This is a genomic window from Vibrio sp. YMD68, from assembly GCF_029958905.1.
Taxonomy (GTDB): domain Bacteria; phylum Pseudomonadota; class Gammaproteobacteria; order Enterobacterales; family Vibrionaceae; genus Vibrio.
Genome location: NZ_CP124614.1, coordinates 1,452,567 through 1,475,990, shown reverse-complemented (window position 1 = coordinate 1,475,990; position 23,424 = coordinate 1,452,567). Strand labels below are relative to the sequence as shown.

The window sequence follows — 23,424 nt, the reverse complement described above, 5'->3', positions numbered from 1 at the left end:
CTATATAAACAAGGCTAGATATGAAGGCTAAACGGTGGTCAAATTCTTTAGCGGTACGCACGAGCTTATTTTTACTGTTGGTGATCATGCTGGCGCAAATCCTCGCTGGAATTATCTGGTATCAGCACAGTAGCGAACGTGACAAACAAGGGCTAACAACCACTGTGCATAGCTTGGCACGCAGCGCTTCTTCCACTATTTCTTTTTTCCAGACGTTACCTTCGGAATATCGCCACTTGGTTCTTAACCAGCTACGCAGTATGGGGGGAACTCGATTTTTTGTTTCCCTTAATAACCATGAAATCCCAGTAAAACCGCTGCCTCAAAGTGCACGAAAAACGCTTGTTATTAATGAAGTAGAATCGGTGCTTCACAATGAACTTGAAGGAACCCCGGACATTAAAGTGGAATTCACCCTGCGTGATGACCTGCGTGTATTTAACAATGAACTCTCCATTGATGGACTCCCCCTATTATGGGCCCACTACTCTCTTTCTTATGGCGATCTCAACCCGCCAATATTGGTGATGCAAGTTGAGGTTGCCGACGGAGAATGGTTCTATTTAGCCGCCGTATTACCCGCCCCATATGTCGCGCTCGAAACCAGTTATTTTGAGCTGCGAGAATGGTTCACCCTATTATTATCCGCTGTGTTGCTTATGCTTTGCACATGGTTTGTTGTGCGTCGAGAAATACGCCCTATTCGGCAATTGGCAAAAGCTGCGACCTTGATGTCGACACGATTAAAAGTACCAGAAGTGAAAGAAGAAGGTAGCGCCGAACTGAAAGCCGCGGTTAGAGCCTTTAACAAAATGAACCGCAGAATTGACAGCCATATTAAAGATCGAGAAATGCTCTTTGGCGCGATTTCTCACGATCTAAAAACCCCAATCGCCTGTTTAAAATTGCGATCTGAAATGCTGGATGACGCCAAGGAGCGAGAACGATTTATTCGTATTACCAATGACTTGGATCTGATGGTCAAAGGTGCGCTGCAATGCATTAAAGAAACCGATATTCATGAAGAAATTGAACCCATTGATATTGTGCAACTGCTTCACCATATCGCCTCTTACCTATGTGAAGATCCTAGCATCATTACCATTAGTGGCCACGCCAATGCTCCATTCGCAGGCAAACCTTTAGCCATCAAGCGATGCATACAAAACTTGGTCGACAACGCACTGAAATATGGTGAACGAGCCGACATCTTACTAACCGATAGCGAAACAGAATTAAGAGTCACAATTGAAGACCAAGGCACCGATGTTGATAGTCGCGTCCTTGAAAAACTCTGTGAACCCTACTTTCGCGCCACTGGCAATACCGAAAAAGAAGGGAATGGCTTAGGGCTAACGATTTCTCAAAGCATCATCAAAGCCCACGGGGGTAGCCTTGATCTAACCATAACCCAGCGCGGTGGTCTTCGCGCCACATTACTGTTTCCAAGAGATTAATTCCCAAGAGATTCGCTATGACATTTTTAATTCGTGATACTTCTTCTGCTCTAAATCCGTTTTCTGCGCTAAATCCGTTTTCTGCGCTTAGTCCGTTTTCCGCGCATAGTGTTTTTTCTGAGATACGCACTTTGGCGATTCTCGGATCAAGCCTTTTGTTACCCAGCTTTCATGTTATGGCCGACGTCGAGTTTTTACATTGGTGGACATCAAAAGGTGAGCAAAAAGCACTGACAATACTTGAAGAACACTTATCTAAATCACCAGAGAATATCACTACTTCCTCTGTTTTAGGTGGCGGCGGTGACAGTGCGATGACCGTCTTGCAAGCGCGGGCGTTAGCAGGGAACACGCCGAGTTTTGCTCAAATAGAAGGACCAAGTATCAAGGCATGGGATGCCATTGGAATTTTACACAACATCAATGAAGTCGCCCAAAAGCACGAGTGGAATGACGTGCTCTATCCGCTATCTATTAACATCAATAAAACAGATAATGGATACGTGGCGCTACCATTAACATTACACCGATTAAACTGGCTATGGGTAAATCACCGTCTGCTCAATCAACTGGCATTGGAGACACCAAAAACCTGGCCTGACATGTTTGATGCCATGCACAAAGCCAAGCAGCAAGGAATCATTCCCCTGGCCATTGGTGAGCAACCATGGCAAATCGCCCAGTTGTTTGAAAGTTTTGTTATTGCGTCAGGCGGAGTCGATTTTTACAAAACCGCGTTAGTGGATCTAAACCGAAACAATATTGACTCAGTACAGATGCGTCATGCCCTTAAGCAATTAAGGCGTTTGAGCCTGTTACTTAATGAATCTCAAGGTGAGCCGCTGGCTAATCAAAAGTGGGACACCGCCACAGCCGCACTCGCGAATGACAAAGCGTTGTTCCAGCTTGGCGGCGATTGGATTTTGGGTGATCTACTGGCCGCTGAAGTATCCGTTCCGTCCCATATCGGCTGCTACCCTGCTCCGCAGTCGCACAATATTTATCTCTATAATATGGACAGCTTTATCTTTATGGAGAGTAAAAACTTCTCACAACAAGACGCCATCGAATTGGCCGACATTCTTGCCGACAAACCGTTTCAAACCCGATTCAATAAAGCCAAAGGCTCCATACCAGTTCGTTCAGATATTGATATTACGTCGTTCAACCCTTGCCAAATCCAGTCCTATCAAGACTTCAACTATGCAATGGAGCATGGCTTGGCCGCGCCAAGTATGACGGATTCTATGGCCGTCAACCCAATGGCTCAACAAGCCATCAACTCAGAGATCTTCCGCTATTATCGCGATGCGAGCGTCACTGAGAACGAAGTCGTAAAGCGGATCATCTCTATCGCCGAGAGCAACTGAGAAATGTGGCAAAGCATAGACAACACCGAAAACCAACCATAAGAACGAAAATACAGTTTGATTGCTTTGATTGATTTGATTTGATGTGATGACAGGACGATAAAAACAACACATCCTTAATCGGATGAAATCGCTGCTCATTATACCTTCAATCAACCGCTAATATTTAGCTCTAGAGGCACTCGCCTTTCCTAAAAGTTACGCGTAGACTACCCGATTCAAAAATAGGTCGAGTATTAAGGTTTCAGTTTGCACACAATAGAACAACTAAAAAATGGTCAGCTTAAAGGCGTTAAACGCCTAACAATGTCACAGCAACTGACTGAATTTCCATTAGAGATTTTGCAACTGGCCGACACTCTCGAAATCTTGGACCTTTCTAACAATCAATTAAGTGATTTGCCTAGTGAATTATCACAACTGGTTAATCTCAAAATTTTGTTTGCCTCACAAAACCAGTTCACTCACCTTCCAGAGGTGCTTGGCCGTTGCCCTCAACTTGAAATGGTCGGTTTTAAAGACAACCAAATCACCGAAGTATCAGAGCACTCACTTCCTAAGCGGCTTCGCTGGTTGATCCTGACGGATAATGACATCGAAGTCCTGCCTTCTGCGCTTGGCGATAGACCTCGATTGCAAAAATTGGCATTAGCTGGCAATAAGATACAACAACTTCCCGACTCAATAAGCCAATTGAACAACTTAGAGCTGATTCGTTTATCGGCGAACCAGTTAACTGAATTTCCCAAGCCGTTACTGGCACTCCCTCGCCTTGCTTGGCTCGCGTTCGCTGGCAACCCTTTTTGTGAAAATAACGAGCTAACAACCCAAGTTCCGCAAGTGAGCTCTGACAGTTATCAATTAAACCAAGTGTTGGGCCAAGGAGCCTCGGGCATCATTTCACACGCAGATTGGTTGAACGAAGAGTACGATTTCCCTAAGCACGTCGCGGTTAAAGTATTTAAGGGCGCAGTCACCAGCGATGGTTACCCGCAAGATGAACTGCACGCTTGTTTGCAAACAGGATTCCACCCAAATCTTGTTAAATCTATCGCTCAGGTCAGTGAGGAGAACTCTCTTTCGCTCGTCATGGAACTCATTCCAGAGAACTATTTCAATTTAGGTTTAGCGCCTAGTTTGCAATCGTGCACACGAGATACATTTAAGCCCGATTTCCAGCTCGGTATTCATGAGATAAAACGGATTGTTGAACAGATGACGGATGTATTTAATCACTTGCACGAGAACAAAGTCTGCCACGGAGATTTATACGCGCATAACGTGTTAATAAACAGCGACAATCATATGATCTTTGGCGACTTTGGTGCCGCGTCAACCTATGGGTACTTGCCCCTTGAGCAGCAACAGGCAATTAAAGCTATCGAATCAAGAGCGCTCAGCTTTTTTATTGACGATCTTCTTGGCATTTGTAAACCAGGTGACATTGATGGTGACGACTTCAAAGCACTGTCACAATCGGCAAAAATAGCATTCACCGGTTAGATCACAAACGGTGTTCATTTCTATTACTCAATAACATCTTTTGTTCAATAACGGCTTTCGCTCAAATTCCATCATGAGTTTGAGCGAAAGGAACCATCATTTCTCCTTTTACCTTTTACCTTTAACTTCTCAATATTTCACCTTGCTTTTCATCAAAATAAGATAACCCATCTGTTATTCACTAATTCTGTTAATAATTAGAGAATTAGTTCGCAAAAACGCCATTCTTGTATTTAACTAAAATAAGGTTAAATAGAATTCATGGATGCAACCAATGGCAGAGAAGAACAAGGTTGAGAGACCTCAGAAAACAACGAAGACAACAACGAAGACAACACCAGCAAATCGCAGTGCAGGCGTCGGGAAAAAACGCAAAGATAAAAAAGTCAGAGTGAGTTCAGCACTCAGCATCAATGTACCCATATCTCAATCGTTACTGCTTATTTTGCCTTCTCTTGCTAGGGCTGTTTCTGCTAATGATATTTCTGCCAATGCTGTTTCGGCTAATAAAAGTAACGAAGAGAACCACAAGACTGCCGACTCTTTGAACGACCGACACGATGAGAGCATTTCCGAACGAACAAATGGTCCAAAAACAACAGAGGCAATGAGCACAGAAAATCGTCAAGAATCACACAAGGCTAGCAGTAGCAGCCATAATGAAACTGATGAGACGATTCAAGAAACAGCCGCTGCAAACCAAACCGGGGGATCTCATTCCTCTCGTTATCTGTCCGTTGCCTCTCATCCGCAAGTGCATTATGTTCCATCGGTCTCACCGCCTGTTATTACTAATGAACACGCCCAACCTTCTGGCACACCCACTCCGGGGCCAACAAATACAGCACAACCAACGACTTTTGCGCCGGTGACATTTATTGCCGAAACCATCAAAGGAAAATACGGAGAACTGCATGTCGATGAAAGTGGCAAATATGTCTTTGTTCTCGACCCACACTCTCCTCAATATATTTCATTGCAAGAGCTTCAACATGGAACAGATCCATTTACGCTGCATCTTTCAAACGGCTCAACACTTGTGGTTCAAATCCCAGTAACCGGGCACCAAGATACTCCATCTGTGTCCGGCGATTTACTCGGTTTTGTAACAGAAGATCACAACGTAGACGCAAACGGATTCTTGCAAGCCAACGGTAAAATCGATGTTATCGATCCCGATCAAAATGAAAGCTCTGTCACTCCCGAAACTCTTACAGGACGATACGGCACTCTGACTATTGACGCTCAAGGACACTGGCAATATCAAGCTAAAAATTCGAGTCAAGATATTCAAGCCTTAGTGAACCAAACCAGCCTCCATGAAACATTCATTATTCACACCAAAGACGGGACACCACAAACGCTTGAAATGACGATTGGAGGCACCGATGACAACGCTGTAGTGTCCGGCACTGATACGGCAGTTTTAACGGAAGACTCTCATATTCAGGCGCAAGGTAAACTCGACATTAGCGACTCAGATTTGGGACAAGACCATTTTCAAGCGGGGAACTTTCTCGGCCAGTTGGGATCCTTAGTCTTAACCTCACAAGGGAGTTGGACATACCAACTGGATAATGCCAACCCAACCGTTCAAGCGTTAGGTCAAGGAAAAACCACCACCGATACCATTACCGTGTATTCAGCCGATGGCACGCCACATCAAATTACCATTACCGTAAACGGCACCAACGACAGCGCTGTGATTTCTGGCACCAATGCCGGTGTAGTGACCGAAGAGTCGCAACTGCAAACCTCCGGTACGCTCACCATCACCGATACCGACAAAGGTGAAGCGCACTTTTCAGATACAGATATTACAAGCTCGCTGGGCACCTTACACCTCAAAGACAATGGCGATTGGAGCTACGACTTAGACAATACTAACCCAACGGTGCAAGCCTTAGGGCTAGGTAAAACAGCCACCGATACCATCACCGTGCATTCGGCCGATGGTACTTCCCATCAAATTACGATCACCGTTAATGGCACTAACGATAATGCAGTCATTAGCGGCGTCGATACTGGCAGTGTCACCGAAAATTCCGCTGGTAAAGATATGTCACCTGACTATGCACAACCGGGTATGGCTCACCTTGGCCGTAACCCTCTGTATGCCAGTGGTACATTAACCATTTCAGACCTGGATTCCGGCGAAGCAGCCTTCAACACTCACGGGGTCGGCTTTACCTACTCGGGTAAATTTGGTGACCTACTGCTGCAAGAAAATGGTCAATGGACTTATTATGCTGATGCTGGCGGTGTGCGCATTAAAGGTGGCTACGCGTCCAACAGAGGATCGACAATTGACCAGCTAGGCGAAGGCCAAACCCTAACCGATACCATTACCGTTTATTCAAAAGATGGGACATCTCATGACATTGTTATCACCATTCATGGCAGTAACGATCGCCCTTACTGCTCATCTGAAGTTGTACTTGCAAATGGTAGCGAAGATACGCGTCAAACCTTAACCACCGCGCAACTATTAGCGAATACCGTCGATGTTGATAAAAATGATGCCGGACTGCTGACTATTGAAAATCTGCACGCCAACCACGGTTCTATTTTAAATAATGCCGATGGCACCTTCACCTTTACCCCAGAGAAAGATTACAACGGTCAAGTTCACTTTAGCTATGACGTCAAAGATGCTCATGGAGGGGTAACCCATACAAGTGCTAGCACGACTTTAGCTGCGGTAAACGATAACCCTGATGTTACGCCTTTGACTGACAGTGTAACTGAAGGTACTGACAACCATCACATCATAAATCTGCTATTGGGCGCAACCGATAAGGAAGGTGATGCGTTAACCATCAGCCATCTGGAATATGCCATTGATGGTCAGCCTCAGTCGGGCCAACTTCCAACGGGCATTACCTTAGGTGCTGATGGGCATACGTTGATTGTTGACTCTACTGATGCCGCATTCAATCATTTAGCAAATGGTCAGTCGCAAAAGGTGGCTATCACCTATCAAGTAGAAGATGGTCATGGTGGGAGTACACAGCAAACCGCTACGCTCACTATTGTAGGTACTGATGATAAAGCCACACTGGTATCTAATGTTATTCAGTTAACCGAAACACAAGCGATCGATAGTCAGTTCACAGCCTATAAAGGCAACCTTCAGCTTATCGATCCTGATAGTGGTGATCACACTCAGTTCTCTCAATTTAGCGGTACTTATTTAGGACAAGGATTTGAGCCTGGGCATCTTAATATCTGGCCTGATGGCTCTTATCAATTCATGTTAAATGCAGGCACTAATCGCCATGCAGATGATCTCATTAGTAGCCTACATGCTGGTGAGTCGATGGAAATCCCTTATGAGTTTATTACTAGCGATGGTCAAAAACTCACCATAATGGTTAAAGTTATTGGTGAAGATGATAAAGCAAAAATAGAACTCGGCAAATATTCAAGCTTTAATGAAAATGCTTATGAAGACAAGCTTTCACCAGGAAGTACGCCTAACCAAGTTCGTGCAGGCGGCACGTTACAGGTGATCGACCCAGATCATGACCAAGCCGGTTTTATCGCGCAAAATATCACTACCGCCGATGGTGGACATTTCAATATCAACGCACAAGGTCATTGGGCTTACACGATTGATAATGACAAGTTACAACATCTAGGTGCTGGCGAAAGCTATCAAAAAATATTTAACGTGGAATCTATCGATGGTAGTGCACATAAAGATATCACAGTGACCGTTCACGGCACCAATGATGCCCCCGTCGCAACAGCTGAAGTACGTTTAGCGAATGGCTTAGAAGATAGCCAAATTGTCCTCACCTCTGCACAATTGCTTGCCAATACTACCGACATTGATGACAACGATATTGGCAAATTATCCATTGAAAACCTACAGGCTGACCACGGTTCAATTGCGTCAAATGCCGATGGCACCTTTACCTTTACCCCAGAGAAAGACTACAACGGTGATGTGCACTTTAGCTATGACGTCAAAGATGCTCATGGCGGTATTACACATACAGGGGCAACGACCAGTTTAGCAGCGGTCGATGACCATACAGTATTTGGTGGAATTACCACAGCAGCAGCCAAAGAAGATGTTGACCCTGGAGTGAGCTCTTATGGTAATTTTGGCGGCAATAGTTATTCAATGTCACAATGGCATCAATTGACGATTACCGATACTGACAATAAAGTCGATCACGTTAACATTGAATTTGGAGGGAATACCTACTCTTGGCAAGTCGGATCGCCCATCGATATCGATACCCAATATGGTAAATTTGAATTAATCACTGTCGCCTCTGGCGCTCACAAAGGTGAACTCGCTTGGCTCTATAACGGCGATAATACAAACACTTCAATTCAAGGCTTAAAAGAAGGAGAATCTTTACACGAAAGTATTACTTTAGTCGCCCCTGATGGCACTCGCCAGTCCTTATCTGTCGAAATTAAAGGGACCGAAGACCACGTTGTTATCGATTCACCCAATCATCTTGGTGATGTGATTGAAGATCAAAACTCGGGTGCACAAATTACAGGGCAGCTACTCGCACATGATACTGACGCCCATGACTTGGTGAGTTGGACTGTTACCCAAACTGCTGGCAAATATGGTGAGTTTTCGGTTGATGCTGATGGCAACTGGCAGTTCATTGTTGATCAATCTAAAGCGATATCTTTAGGTGAAGGCGATGAATGGAACGAGCATTTCACCATTGAAGCGTTATCGACTGATGGAAGCAAAGTAAGTAAAACGGTCACTGTCGTCGTGCACGGTAGTAACGATGCTCCAACTGTGACCGGTGGACTTGTGTTGACCCAAGGCAGTGAAGATACACAGGTTATATTAACCCAACAGGATTTGTTAGCTCATGCCAGTGATAGTGACCGCAACGATCAAGGCTGGCTAAGAGCCACCCACTTAAGCGCCGACCATGGTTCAATCAGCACCAATGCCGATGGCAGTTTCACCTTTACGCCAGAAAAAGACTACAACGGTGATGTGCACTTTACCTATGATGTCATTGATCGCCACGGCGGGGCTACGCACACAGACGCAACGATCAATTTAGTTGCTGTCAATGATGCTTCAGTACTTGCGAGTGCGCTATCTAGCAACGAAGTGATTGAAGATCATCTTAGCGGTTCCTCTTCTGATACGTTAACTTCTTATTGGAAAAATCTTGATATTACTGACACCGATGCTCAAGCAGATGCACAAATTGTCAAAATTGAAATTAATGGTGTTGAGCATAGCGTCCCCGCCAATTTTGCAATGACTTTACAGGGGGCTCACGGTTCATTTGTCACCACTCATGGCGTTGATGGACATAATAAATGGCGTTATATCGCAGATAATAATCACCCTGAAATTCAACAATTAAAAGATGGTCAAAGTCTCACCGATCACATGACATTGATCACCGCCGATGGGACGCGAATTCCTATTACAGCGACGATTAAAGGCACAGAAGATAGCGTCATTATCGATACTCCTGATTCGTTAACAGCATCGATAGGCACTGCCATTGAAGATCAAAAAACCTCCCTATCGGGCACATTACAAGCACACGATGTTGATAAAGATGACAGCGTGCATTTTCAAACGCAGAATTTAACCGGTAATTTTGGCAGTTTCAGTGTCGCTAAAGATGGTACTTGGCATTACCAATTAGATGCTACCAAAGCACAGCACTTAACGGCGGGACAAAATCAAACAGAAGGATTTGATATTGTCGCTATTTCAAGTGATGGCTCTACAGCAACACAACATATTCAAATAAATGTTCAAGGTAGCAACGACTCTGCGATCATCGCAGGTGTCGATACTGGCAGTGTTACCGAAAATTCCGCTGGTAAAGACATGTCTCCTGATTATGCACAACCGGGTATGGCTCACCTTGGCCGCAACCCTCTGTATGCCAGTGGTACATTAACCATTTCAGACGTGGATTCCGGCGAAGCAGCCTTCAACACTCACGGGGTCGGCTTTACCTACTCGGGTAAATTTGGTGACCTACTGCTGCAAGAAAATGGTCAATGGACTTATTATGCTGATGCTGGCGGTGTACGCATTAAAGGTGGCTACGCGTCCAACAGAGGATCGACAATTGACCAGCTAGGCGAAGGCCAAACCCTAACCGATACCATTACCGTTTATTCAAAAGATGGGACATCTCATGACATTGTTATCACCATTCATGGCAGTAACGATCGCCCTTACTGCTCATCTGAAGTTGTACTTGCAAATGGTAGCGAAGATACGCGTCAAACCTTAACCACCGCGCAACTATTAGCGAATACCGTCGATGTTGATAAAAATGATGCCGGACTGCTGACTATTGAAAATCTGCACGCCGACCACGGTTCTGTTTTAAATAATGCCGATGGCACCTTCACCTTTACCCCAGAGAAAGATTACAACGGTGATGTGCACTTTAGCTATGACGTCAAAGATGCTCATGGTGGTATTACACATACAGGGGCAACGACCAGTTTAGCAGCGGTCGATGACCATACAGTATTTGGTGGAATTACCACAGCAGCAGCCAAAGAAGATGTTGACCCAGGAGTGAGCTCTTATGGTAATTTTGGCGGCAATAGTTATTCAATGTCACAATGGCATCAACTGACGATTACCGATACTGACAATAAAGTCGATCACGTTAACATTGAATTTGGAGGGAATACCTACTCTTGGCAAGTCGGATCGCCCATCGATATTGATACTCAATATGGTAAATTTGAATTAATCACTGTAGCCTCTGGCGCTCACAAAGGTGAACTCGCTTGGCTCTATAACGGCGATAATACAAACACTTCAATTCAAGGCTTAAAAGAAGGAGAATCTTTACACGAAAGTATCACTTTAGTTGCGCCAGATGGCACTCGCCAGTCCTTATCTGTCGAAATTAAAGGCACCGAAGACCACGTTGTTATCAATTCACCCAATCATCTTGGTGATGTGATTGAAGATCAAAACTCGGGTGCACAAATTACAGGACAGCTACTTGCACATGATACTGACACACATGACTCTGTAAGTTGGACTGTCACCCAAACTGCTGGCAAATATGGTGAGTTTTCAGTTGATACCGATGGTCACTGGCACTACGTGGTGGATGAAGCAAAAGCAGGTGCTTTAGGGCAAGGTGATGAGTGGAACGAGCATTTCACCATTGAAGCGTTATCGACTGATGGAAGCAAAGTAAGTAAAACGGTCACTGTCATCGTACACGGTAGTAACGATGCACCAACTGTAACCAGTGGACTTGTGTTGACCCAAGGCAGTGAAGATACACAGGTTATATTAACCCAACAAGATTTGTTAGCCCATGCCAGTGATAGTGACCGCAACGATCAAGGCTGGCTAAGAGCCACCCACTTAAGCGCCGACCATGGTTCAATCAGCACCAATGCCGATGGCAGTTTCACCTTTACGCCAGAAAAAGACTACAACGGAGATGTGCACTTTAGTTATGATGTCACCGATCGCCATGGTGGAGTGACACCAGCCAACGCAACCATGAATCTGGCAGCGGTGGCAGATAGCGCCACCTTCTCTGGCCAGTTGCAAGGAGAGGTTATTGAAGATAAAGGCATGTTCTTAAATAACAATAACAATGATGTTATTGAAGTAAACGGGCATATTTTTGTCAATGACCCCGATGCAGGTGAACAAGGATTTCGATATGGTACGGGAACAAAGATCGATGACCCTTTTGGGGGTGTTCTGCATATCTCAGCCAATGGCACTTGGACATACGATGTGCATAACGACAAACTACAACACCTTTCAGCCAACGAAGAAGTACTGGTCACTCACCGGGTATACAGTAAAGACGGTAGCGCACAAGATATTGTCATCAAAGTCACCGGCACCAATGATAAACCGATCGTAACAGAGGTACAGCAAGGCCCTCATGTTATCAGCGAAGATTCCAATCGTGATGTATCAGGGCAGATAACGATTAGCGATGTTGATCATAGCGATCAACATTCTGTCAGTATTGATAGCCAACATCAGCCACAGTATGGTTCGGTTACCTATAACAGCAATACACAAACTTGGGTCTACACACTTAATAACAGCAATAGCCATGTTAATGCTTTAAACAATGGTGAACAATTGACCGATAAGTTTTCACTTTTGGTCGATGATGGGCACGGGGGCGTTACAACTCAAGAAATTGAAATGCGTATTGATGGACACAGCGATGCTCCACCAATGCCCACCCTAGTTGCCCCTGCAAAAATTACCGGCAGTGCAGGCAACCAGGACCTACATGCGTCAATCGGAATTCCGCCAATTATTCACCAAGGTACCCCTACGTCAATGACAGGCTGGGGAATATCGGATGGTCATGGGCATTCATTGACGAACTTACATGGGCAATTCGGCACTTTGCATGTCAACCCTGCAACGGGAGAGTTGAATTACGATTACCAACAATCTTCAGGGGTCGTTAAAACACATACAGGAGGCTCATACGGTAGTGGTACAGACGAAACCGACTCGTTTGTTTTAACCTTAGGAGGCGATCAAAACTCACAAGTCGCGGTGCACCTGCATTTGCATTCGCAATCCGTCCATGGAAACAGCGGACATCACATTGACCAAACCACACTAACTGGCATGGATTTATCGCCAATCGCTCCGCCGCCTCCTCCTCCAGCACCCGGCATGAGCCAAGCGGATGAACCGGATGCCTCTTTCGGCACCCCTGATGAAGTTACTCTTAGTTTTGATGAGGTGACGGCAAACCTGGAACATACAGCGATAGGTGAACACGAACAACGCTCTGGTGCCCATGCCTATCTAGATGCTCTGGGTATTAATGTTGACGCACCGTCTATGGATTCACCATTACACCATAAGCCAATGGCGCAGGATATCGATATCATTTTCAGTGACGCTGAGAGTGCTTCTGGGGCCGAGCAAACTGACGATGGTATGAGTGATGGGCTGTCTCACCATACCGATAACCCATCTTTTGATGATTCTTTACACCATCATAATGACGTTGACGGACTGCCTGACATAGACCCAAATAACTAGGCCGCGTTGATCATTCGCGGTTAAATTGGGGTCGAGATGAAATCATTTTAGGCACGGCGAGAAGTATGGCGCCTAGTGATTCTAAGTAAAATTCTTCTTCACAAAGCATAAAACGATTTTTGCCGACCCCTTCGGTTAGATAAAAAAAGGAGCACGACATGTGCTCCTTTTTTTACTCTAGCCAGAATGGGGGGGACTTTATCGCTCTCCAAAGGCCACACTCACGTTGGTATAAATCGGTTTCCATAAGTATTGGAACACCGACTTCTCACCCGTTGTAATGTCAACCTCACCGGTCATACCCGGTAAAATAACAAACTGTTCAGGGTTATCCCTAAAGTACGGCTTGTCTACCGACACGATCACCTCGTAGAAAATTTCTCCTCTCTCACTTTGACTCGTCGTAGGCGAGATACTTTCAACTAATCCTTTTAGTGCACCAAATCGGCTGTAGTCAAAGGCGTCTACCTTGATGCGGGTTGGCTGCCCAACACTCACAAAGCCGATGTCTCGTGGAGATAAACGCGCTTTGAAGGCCGCTTTTCCACCAACAGGAACGATTTCAACGACAGTCCCTCCCGGTTGAATCACGCCACCATTCCTGGTGCTAGGAATACTTTGAACCAAGCCTTGTACCGGAGATTCCATGACCGTATTGACTAACTTAGCTTGACTGGATCGCACTCTTGCGTTCAAAGCGGACAAGTCTGAAACCGCTTTGGAACGCTGATCGCTCACTTCCACTTTCGCCTCGGCGAGTAACTGCTCTATTTTTTGCTCATTACTCTCACCTTGACGAATCAACACGGATTTTTTACCTCGTGCTTCTTCAATCTTTTGTTCAATGGTGGCCAGTTTCTGACGCATTTCGAGCACTCGTAAACGAGATATATTCCCCGCTTTGAAGCCTTTCTCAAGTATCACTAATTCTTGCTTTGTGGCGCTGAGCTCTTTTTCATAGCTGGGCAACGTCTTTTCAACACTTCGTAGCTGCTCTGATATTTGCTCGCTCTCTTTTTCCAGTACGATTCGTTTTTGCAAATACAACGCTTTCTGGGCATTCAGCTGGGCTTTTTGTTGACTAACAATATCGGGGAAATCCACTTCAAACTCAGCAAAGTTCGGATCTCTTTGTTCAAGCAACGCATTCATTCGCTCAACACTCATTTGAAGTGTGACTTGTTGTGACTGCAACTCTTCTAGCGCCGTTTGCTGAAACGTTGCATCAAACTCCACCAACGGCTGACCAACCTCCACCAGTTGGCCTTCTTTCACAAGAATACGCTTCAGTTTCCCGCCGATGTGGCTTTGTAGTACCTGCTTCTCTCCTTCAGGAATCACTGCGCCTTTTGCTTTAGCAATTTCATCCACTTGAGTGACCAAAGACCAAGTGACAAACGCGATAACGCACAACGCAACAGACCATGTCGCAATGGAAAGTGATCGAGCCGTGTTCTGTGATTCAACCAATTCACCGTATAATTTATCGCTCATTCACTGTCTCCTGTTCTATTTCGTTACTCTCTTGGGCAAGAGGCCCTGCATAAACCACCACTCCTTCATTAAGCACCACCACTTTATCGGCCAGCTTTATAAGATCAGGGTCATGAGAGGTAAACACCAGCGTGGCGTTGCCGCTTTTTGATTGAAGAAATTCACCCAATATTTTTTTTGAATTTGGGTGGTAATCGGGAACCGGATTATCGAGAAAATACAATTTGTAGTCATAAACGAGAGCCTTGGCATCTATCAGTATCTGAGCCACACTTCCCGACAAGATATCAAAAAGGCTGTCTGGCATAACACTGCTAATCGGGGTATCTAGATCGTCAGCTAAAGAGCGTAACCAGTCTCCTCCGCCCACCGTTTCAATTGATTGACGCATTTTTTCTTCGGGTATGTCGTGCCCATCATTAAGCCATTCTCGTATGCTCAATGTGAGCAGATCGGGGTAAGCCGTACGAATAAAACACCAATGACGATAAAGCTGAGAATCGTATTGCGCGAGATTAACGCCTTCAATGTCTACCATCCCATTTTGAACTGACTGCAACCCAGACATCACTTCGAGCAAAGAGGATTTACCACTGCCTGACGGGCCAGTAATAGCAACAACTTCCCCCGCCTGAATGTCAAAACTCACCCCATTTAATGCGGGACGGCTTTGTTTAGGATAACGCAAGGTAACCTGATCGACTTTCAATGTTGGCGCATGTTTTGGTAAAGGATGGTGCTGATAGCGGAATTCTCGCTCAGAAGGCTGAGAAAGTATTCTATTCACCTGTTGCTTGGATTGATTGAAACCATTAAAACGTAATGCACTGTTCGCGAGCATTTGAGCAGGGCCCGTTACTTTAGAAATCAACATCATCGAGGCGATCAAGCCCCCTGGCGTCATGACTTGTTCGAAAATCAAGCCAATCCCAAGCCCCATGATTGCAAGCGTAGAGCCTACCCCTATCATGTAATAAGCGGAGGTATAGCGGCTTTGTAAAACCGATTGAGAAAAATTGACTTTAGAGGCAAGTAAATTTGCCTTATCAAAGCGTTGCATCCAATGCTGAGCGATTCCCGAACTGCGTATAAATGTCAGCTTAGACGACAGTTCGTTGGTCATATTTTGTCGGTTTGTCCCAGCAACGGTCGATTGCATTGAGCGTTTACTGCTTGAGTAAATTGAACGTTTCGCTAAAACGTAATAGAGCGTTAAAGACAGTATTGGCACTAATACAAGCCAACCACCCAACACACCAATTGCCACAACAAATAAGAGAATAAAAGGAAGATCAAACAGAGCGTTCCCCAAAGGGCCAGACAACACGCCTGAAACTCGCTCTGATAAGAGTACTTGGTTTTGCTGACTAGAAGTCGCGACTTGCTGGTTTTGTGTATAACTGTTTAAAAGCAACTTATGAACCAACGCTTGTGAGATTTCTCTGCTCACTCGATTTGATACCGTGGCAAATACGCGACTTCGCAGCGTTCGTAGCCAACCCATCATAATAAATAACAATGCCGCCCCGATCGCGATACCTTGTAGCTCATGCCCAGCATCGCCTCCGATCACATGGTCATAAATAGACATAGTGATAAAAGGGACCGCGAGGGCAAATAGGTTAGTCACAAAACTAATCAATAACAGTTTTGGAATAATAGGTCGGAAAGCGTGCAAGCGTTCCCCTACCCAATCACTCGCGGGCTTCTCTAGTGGCATCCCTTCTATCACAATACAAAACTGAAGGTTTGATGTGAGCCCTTTCTCTCCTTGTAGCGACTCCCATTGCCCAGAGACCATCCGTCCGATGGTGACTTCCTTACGACCGTCAACAGCCAAAATGAGTTGATGCTCACCCACATTATTAAGATTAGGAATAAGTTTGTAAGGCAGAGACAGTCGGTCAAATAAAGCGAACACATCGTCTAAAGTCTCAATGCCATTTTCATCGACCCACTGATCCGCGAACAATTGTACATTAGCATTGACTTCCATCTCTTTAAGGATGGATAAGATCAGTACCTCTAAGTTTGTCATGCAGCCTCCCCCTTTCCCTTTATGGCAATATCGTTAACCTTCGCACTCTGATGGGCCAGTGAGCGTAACGTAGAATGATAGGTCACCATAAAAATGGTTCTCCCATCGGCTAATTCTTGTTTGAGTACGCTCACTAGCCGTTCCAAACCATCAAGATCCAGAGACGCGTCTGGTCGATCGAGCATTAGAATAGGCTTAGAACTGGCCAGTTGTGCAGCGATATTGAGCAGCTTGACGTTACCCATGCTAAGAGGGGAAGCACTAGTATGGCCTATCTTGGTCTCCAACCCGTCGGGCAGACGAGTAATTTCTTTGGTTAATCCTAACCTTTGGGCATAGTGTGTCGCTTTATCCGTTTGGGCTGAATTGAATCCACAAAGATTGTCTAGTATTGTTCCCGACACTAATTGCGCTTTGGCTCCGCAAAATGCCGACATTGAGCTCAACGCCGATACACTCATTGGCTCCCCATCAGCAAGAACACTCCCTCCAACGGGTTGGTCTACACCCGCAAGTGAAGACAGCGTAAAACTGTCTAGGCGGCGAACATCGCTATCGATGAGGACCATTTGACCGACCTCCGCTTTCAGTGCCAATTGATGGCTCAAGCCATACCGCTCAACAGTCACCTCTCTTAACTCCAAATTTGTGAATGGAATTCCCTCTTGCTCTTCAGCATGAGAGACCGACAAAGTATCCAGTTTTTCAATCGCTTGTGTGGCGCTGTGAATACCATTCATTTTAATTCTGACACCGACTAATGCGCTCAAAGGGGCGACAGCCCGACCTGCTAATATTGAGCATGCCGCCAATCCGCCAGTGGTTAAGTCGCCATCCAATACCCACAAGCTTCCGCTGATCACCAACAAAACAGAAGTCGCTAAAGCCGCAAGTTGAATGCATTCTTGTGCAAACGCGTTTTGTTCTTCCTCTTTCGCTTTAGATTGAGATCGAGCGTGATTGATAGATTTAAATTGGCTGAAAATTCTCGATTCAACAGCTTGACGCTTGATTCCTTGTATCGTCTGCCCTAGTAGAATAAGAAAGGCTTTCCTTTGTTTTTCGTGTTGTGACGCGTGTTCACTGAGCACTTTCACTTTTTTAGACGAAAGCCAAACCACGCAAAGCGTCAAACACCAAACCACGATCGGAATGGCAACGAGTTCGCCTCCTATATATCCGACTAGCGCTAAAAAAATGAGCGCAAATGGAAGATCGATAAAACCCGAGATAATGCCACCTGAATACCAATCTTTGACTTTAGACACCGCACCAAGCCCTTCCTCAATGCCACCGATACCCACATGGCGAATTTGGCTTGACGGAGCGGTGGTGATCTTGTCGATGATATCCTGATACGTTGCTTTTTCGGTGTTACTGGCGGCCGCCGACAGTATCCAACTTCGCACAAAACGAATGAGAGATTCCATCACTACAGCGAGCAGCGCACCCGCTAACAGAAGCGTTGCGGTGCCATAGCTTTGATTGGGTAAAATTCGGTCGTAGATTTGAAGAACCGTTAATGGAACCGCCAATGATAATAGGTTAATCAGGAGCGAAGGCAGTAGAACTTTACCTACTACAGCCCCCTTTTTTACAGAGTTGTCTCGCATACACCGTCCTTATTCACGCTTATGGAATAAGGTTGGTACACGCTGTCCCTTTAAGCAAGGTAACAAGCTGATTTAAATTAGATTTATCGCACAAAAATGAAGTCAGCATCAATATAACAATGTGAACCAAAGGTGAGGCAAAAGCGGCTAACGAACAAGATCCAAAATGAGTCAATGATAATGATAAGGCGACCACTACTGAGAATTTGACGCCTATCGGCAGTAAAAGATATGGGTTCAGAAAACAAAAACGCCAGCATCGAAGGCTGGCGTTGACTTAACTGGTTAAGCGACGTTTTATAAGAAGTTAAAAGACGCCGTTAGAGAAAACGTATTCACATCTTCTTTGTCCATCACATACGTCATGTAGTTTGCACCCAGTGAGATAGGACCAAATACGGCGTAATCTGCGCCAACACCATACATCATGTCGTAGCTATCATCGTTGCTAAAATCTGAACCATTACCCGTTAAGTCCCAAGAGTGTACGCCACCTTTGGCGTAGACTTGAAGTGGGCCAAAGTTAATGCTCGGTTTAATCGCAAAGTAAACAGAAGAGGCTTTTACGTCACCAGCAGCAAACTCAAATTTACCGTGGTCTGTATAACCGGCTTCTAGGCCAATGAATGGTAAAATTCCTGTACCCGCATGGATGTTGTAAGACGTTGCGTCTTCGCTTCCTAGGCTAGATTGACCAGCAGAAGCTCCACCATATACCCAAGAGTCAGCCATCGCTGTCGAAGATGCACCAATAAGAGCAAGCGCTAAAAGAGTCTTTTTCATAATAAACCTTTTTTGTTATAGCTAACCATTACGCTAACTAATACGTGTTGTTATGAACAATGGCACTTTAATGGCAGGCCATTGCCGTAATTTTGCCAAATTATAGAGTTATGTTTACAGTATGCAAGGTCTATGCCGCCAATTAACAGGCATCAATGGCGTTCTTAACCCGCTTATCCGATACCGGATACGGCGTTCCCAGCTGCTGAGCAAAGAAGCTAACCCTAAGCTCTTCAAGCATCCAGCGTACTTCTTTGACGTTATCAGGGATCGCCACGCCTTTTGGTATTTTATTGAGTAACTCTTTGTAATCTTTTGTGGCTGATTCCACTTTCAGCATGTGCAAGCGATCTTTATTGGGATCGATAGGCAGTTTTTCCATTCTCTTTTCAATGGCTTTCATGTAGCGCAAAATATCTGGAAGTCGCTTCCAACCGCACTCTGTCGCAAATCCTTTAAAGATCAAGCTTTCTACTTGAGCTTTGATGTCAGAGAGCGCAAACGCCATCGTGAAATCTACTTTGCCCTTAAGCTTTTTATTGATATTAAAAGCAGTGGTTAAAATCGTTTCAACTTGCTTTGCTATGTCAACAACCGTGTCGCCCAGCTCTGCTCGAATATGTTCTTTCAACGTTTCAAATTGAGCCGGCTCCCAGACCAAGCCACCTTTTTCTTCGATCAACTTATCAATGCCACACGCAATACAGTCATCGATCAAATCCAATACTTTGCCGTAAGGGTTAAAGTAAAGGCCCAACTTGGATTTATTCGGCAAGTTTGAATGCAAATATTTTATCGGTGACGGTACGTTGAGAAGCAAGAGCCTACGTTGACCAGCGCGCATTGCAGAGATCTGCTCTTGTTCGGTTTCAAACAGCTTAATTTCAACGCTGTCTTTAGTGTCCACCAAGGCTGGGTAGGCTTTAACCTCAAAACCGCCGCGTTTCTGTTGATACACTTTTGGCAGTTCGCCAAAGCTCCACGTGTGCAAACCTTGCTGTTCAATGTCGTCGTCTGCGACTTTAGACAGTGTTTCTTGAACCTTCTCTTTCAAGCTTTCTTTCAGCGCGTAAAGATCTTTGTTCTCTTTGAGTTTACGGTTTCGGTGATCCACCGCTCTGAACGTGACTTTCAAATGTTCAGGAATCTGGTTTAGATTCCAATCATCACGTAATACCTCTACCCCGGTCATTCGACGTAACTCTTTTTCAAGCGCATCAAGCAAAGGCATTTCCATCGCGGTGACACGCCCTAAAAACGCATCGGCGTAGTTGGGAGCGGGAACAAAATTCTTACGCAACGTTTTGGGTAACGCTTTGATCATGCTGACGATCAGCTCATGACGAAGCCCTGGAATTTGCCAATCAAAACCTGCTGGCTCAATCTGATTCAAAATAGGCAGCGGCACATGGACCGTGACACCGTCACTATCCTCTCCCGGCTCGAACTGATAACTCAACTTGAGTTTGATACCGCCTTGGTGCCAGAAGTTCGGGTAATCCAAATCAGTAACATGGCTCGCATCACCTCTGAACAGCATTTCTTTTTCAAAGTTTAGAAGTTCTTTGTTCTCTTTCGCTGCTTTTTTCCACCAGGTATCAAAGTGACGACCAGAGACGACTTCCGTCCCGACTCGTTGGTCATAAAAATCAAACAGCTCATCGTCATCGACCAAAATGTCACGACGGCGAGATTTGTGCTCTAACTCTTCAACTTCCTCTAAAAGCTTTCGGTTTTGCTTAAAAAATGGATGTTTATTTTCCCACTCACCCTCAACCAGAGCGCTGCGAATGAAGATTTCTCGGCTGACCGTGGCGTCAATCTGGCTGTAGTTGACCATTCGTTTCGGCACAATCGCAATGCCATAAAGCATCACTTTTTCATCGGCCATGACGGCTGCACGTTTTTTCGACCAATGCGGTTCGCTGTAGCTACGCTTAATTAAGTGCCCAGCTAACGGCTCAATCCACTCAGGTTGGATTTTAGCGATGATGCGCCCCCAAAGTTTAGAGGTTTCAACAAGCTCGGCGGACATGATCCATTTCGGCTGCTTTTTAAATAGACCCGACGCAGGGAAGATGCTGAATCGCGCGTTTCTCGCCCCTTGATATTCATTTTTCTCTGGATCTTTGAAACCAATATGAGAGAGCAAACCGGCCAAAATAGAGCTATGCACTTTTTCGTAAGATGCTTCTTCCTCATTAAGTTTGAAATCCATTTCTCGCATTGACTGATGAATCTGAAAGTACACATCTTGCCACTCACGTACTCTGAGATAATTCAAAAAGTCTTTCTTACATTGCTTACGGAATTGGTTGCCATTCAGCTCTTTTTGTTGCTCTTTTATGTAATTCCATAAATTCACAAACGTGAGAAAATCTGACTCTTCATGGAAGAAGCGCTTGTGCTTTTCATCGGACGCTTGTTTTTTCTCTGACGGTCTTTCTCTAGGGTCTTGTATGGAAAGTGCCGAGGTAATGATCATCAACTCTTTCAAGCAACCGTTGCGACTCGCTTCGAGCACCATTCGAGCCAGACGAGGATCAATCGGCAAACGAGCCAGTTTTCGACCCATTGGTGTTAAGCGCTTTTTGTCGCTACCAGTGTCTTTACCTGGTTTGTTGTCACTGGCAATAGCGCCCAATTCTTCTAAAAGACGAACACCATCTTGAATGTTGCGCTTATCTGGCGCTTCAACAAATGGGAAGGCTTGAATATCTCCAAGACCCAGTGACGTCATTTGTAAGATAACCGACGCTAAGTTGGTACGCAGAATTTCCGGATCGGTGAACTCAGGGCGCGATTCAAAATCTTCTTCTGAATAGAGACGAATACAGATGCCTTCGCTAACACGACCACAACGACCTTTACGCTGGTTGGCGCTGGCTTGAGAAATAGGCTCAATCGGCAATCGTTGCACTTTGGTTCGGTAGCTGTAACGGCTGATTCGAGCGGTACCCGGGTCAATTACGTACTCGATACCCGGAACCGTAAGCGAAGTTTCCGCTACGTTGGTCGCCAGGACAATGCGTCGGCCATTGTGTGGCTGGAATATCTTGTTTTGCTCGCTTGATGACAACCTTGCGTACAACGGCACGATTTCAGTATCACGCAGGTTGCGTTTCCCGAGTGCATCAGCGGTGTCCCGTATTTCTCGCTCACCATTCATAAAGATAAGAATATCACCAAGGCCTTCACAGCAAAGCTCATCGACCGCTTCAAAAATGCCCTCTAGCTGATCTCTGTCGGTATCGTCTTCCCCACTTAATGGGCGGTAACGTGTATCTACTGGGTACGTTCGACCTGATACTTCAATGATTGGGGCGTCATTAAAGTGCTTTGAAAAACGTTCAGGATCGATGGTTGCCGAGGTGATAATAATTTTAAGGTCAGGGCGACGTGGTAACAGCTCTTTCAAATAACCAAGAATAAAGTCAATGTTCAGGCTGCGTTCGTGCGCTTCATCAATAATGATGGTGTCGTATTGGTTCAAAAACCGATCGTGGCTAATTTCAGCCAATAAAATACCGTCTGTCATCAATTTGATTTGGGTATTGTCTGAAATCTGATCGTTGAATCGAACTTTATAGCCGACAAACTCACCCAGTGGCGTTTTCATCTCATCAGCAATACGGTTCGCAACTGAACGTGCAGCAAGGCGTCGAGGCTGAGTATGACCGATTAGCCCATACTTCCCGCGGCCCAGCTCTGCACATATTTTCGGTATCTGCGTGGTTTTTCCTGAGCCTGTTTCACCAGCAACGATGACCACCTGATGATTTTCTATCGCTTTGGCAATGTCATCACGTCGTTGGCTTACGGGTAAAATATCTGGGTATTCAATGGTGGTTTTATAATCGAAGCGCTGCTGTGCCGTCATCATCGATTGGGCGATGTCTAAGGCGATTTCATCAAATACGCTATTACGGGCGGCTTCTTTTTTTATTTTGCTTGCGCCACTAATACGTTTGCTAAGGCGAAATCTATCGCGCAGCATGCAGTCTTTCAGTGCTTTACGTAATGATTGAGCGTTATTGGCCGACCGATCAGCATTGGCAGGCTGGGGATGCGATTCTTTTTTAGGCTGAGACGAGGTCAAAGCGATTCCTATTTAACTGAGCAG

At 45.3% G+C, this 23,424-nt stretch carries 9 protein-coding genes; 4 read left to right on the top strand and 5 right to left on the bottom strand.

The window, feature by feature from the left end; all coding sequences use genetic code 11:
- The first annotated feature begins 20 nt into the window (after window positions 1-20).
- From QF117_RS12890 to QF117_RS12875, 4 genes are all read left to right on the top strand, one after another.
- Window positions 21-1,457 carry an ATP-binding protein gene (locus QF117_RS12890; RefSeq protein WP_282389292.1) on the top strand — a complete coding sequence of 479 codons (1,437 nt, stop codon included), beginning with the start codon at window positions 21-23 and terminating at the stop codon, window positions 1,455-1,457.
- 176 nt (window positions 1,458-1,633) lie between these two features.
- Window positions 1,634-2,827, top strand: coding sequence for an ABC transporter substrate-binding protein (locus QF117_RS12885; RefSeq protein ID WP_282389475.1), 1,194 nt, complete (start codon window positions 1,634-1,636; stop codon window positions 2,825-2,827).
- A 249-nt stretch (window positions 2,828-3,076) separates the two neighbouring features.
- Window positions 3,077-4,330 (top strand): leucine-rich repeat-containing protein kinase family protein, encoded by a 1,254-nt coding sequence (locus QF117_RS12880; protein WP_282389291.1) that lies wholly within the window; start codon window positions 3,077-3,079, stop codon window positions 4,328-4,330.
- Between the two features lie 274 nt (window positions 4,331-4,604).
- Window positions 4,605-13,373, top strand: coding sequence for a VCBS domain-containing protein (locus QF117_RS12875; RefSeq protein ID WP_282389290.1), 8,769 nt, complete (start codon window positions 4,605-4,607; stop codon window positions 13,371-13,373).
- Window positions 13,374-13,571: 198 nt separating this feature from the next.
- Here QF117_RS12875 and QF117_RS12870 read toward each other — a convergent pair whose 3' ends face one another.
- From QF117_RS12870 to hrpA, 5 genes are all read right to left on the bottom strand, one after another.
- The gene (locus QF117_RS12870) at window positions 13,572-14,867 is read right to left on the bottom strand and encodes an HlyD family type I secretion periplasmic adaptor subunit (protein WP_282389289.1); all 1,296 of its coding nucleotides are present in this window, start codon (window positions 14,865-14,867) and stop codon (window positions 13,572-13,574) included.
- Entirely contained in the window at window positions 14,857-16,905 is a 2,049-nt protein-coding gene (locus QF117_RS12865) for an ABC transporter transmembrane domain-containing protein (RefSeq protein ID WP_282389288.1), read from the bottom strand. The genes QF117_RS12870 and QF117_RS12865 overlap by 11 nt, the downstream gene beginning before the upstream one ends.
- Entirely contained in the window at window positions 16,902-18,518 is a 1,617-nt protein-coding gene (locus QF117_RS12860) for an ABC transporter ATP-binding protein (protein WP_282389287.1), read from the bottom strand. The genes QF117_RS12865 and QF117_RS12860 overlap by 4 nt, the downstream gene beginning before the upstream one ends.
- A gap of 297 nt (window positions 18,519-18,815) precedes the next feature.
- Window positions 18,816-19,301: an outer membrane beta-barrel protein gene (locus QF117_RS12855; protein ID WP_282389286.1), complete on the bottom strand. Its 486-nt coding sequence runs from the start codon at window positions 19,299-19,301 to the stop codon at window positions 18,816-18,818.
- Between the two features lie 142 nt (window positions 19,302-19,443).
- Window positions 19,444-23,400, bottom strand: a complete 3,957-nt coding sequence (gene hrpA / locus QF117_RS12850) for an ATP-dependent RNA helicase HrpA (protein ID WP_282389285.1) — start codon at window positions 23,398-23,400, stop codon at window positions 19,444-19,446.
- Window positions 23,401-23,424 lie beyond the last annotated feature (24 nt).

Coding starts and splice junctions, on each gene's coding strand:
- QF117_RS12855 (WP_282389286.1), bottom strand. CDS start 19,301: ATGAAAAAGACTCTTTTAGCGCTTGCTCTTATTGGTGCATCTTCGACA.
- QF117_RS12865 (WP_282389288.1), bottom strand. CDS start 16,905: ATGACAAACTTAGAGGTACTGATCTTATCCATCCTTAAAGAGATGGAA.
- QF117_RS12870 (WP_282389289.1), bottom strand. CDS start 14,867: ATGAGCGATAAATTATACGGTGAATTGGTTGAATCACAGAACACGGCT.
- QF117_RS12885 (WP_282389475.1), top strand. CDS start 1,634: ATGGCCGACGTCGAGTTTTTACATTGGTGGACATCAAAAGGTGAGCAA.
- QF117_RS12875 (WP_282389290.1), top strand. CDS start 4,605: ATGGCAGAGAAGAACAAGGTTGAGAGACCTCAGAAAACAACGAAGACA.
- QF117_RS12860 (WP_282389287.1), bottom strand. CDS start 18,518: ATGCGAGACAACTCTGTAAAAAAGGGGGCTGTAGTAGGTAAAGTTCTA.
- QF117_RS12890 (WP_282389292.1), top strand. CDS start 21: ATGAAGGCTAAACGGTGGTCAAATTCTTTAGCGGTACGCACGAGCTTA.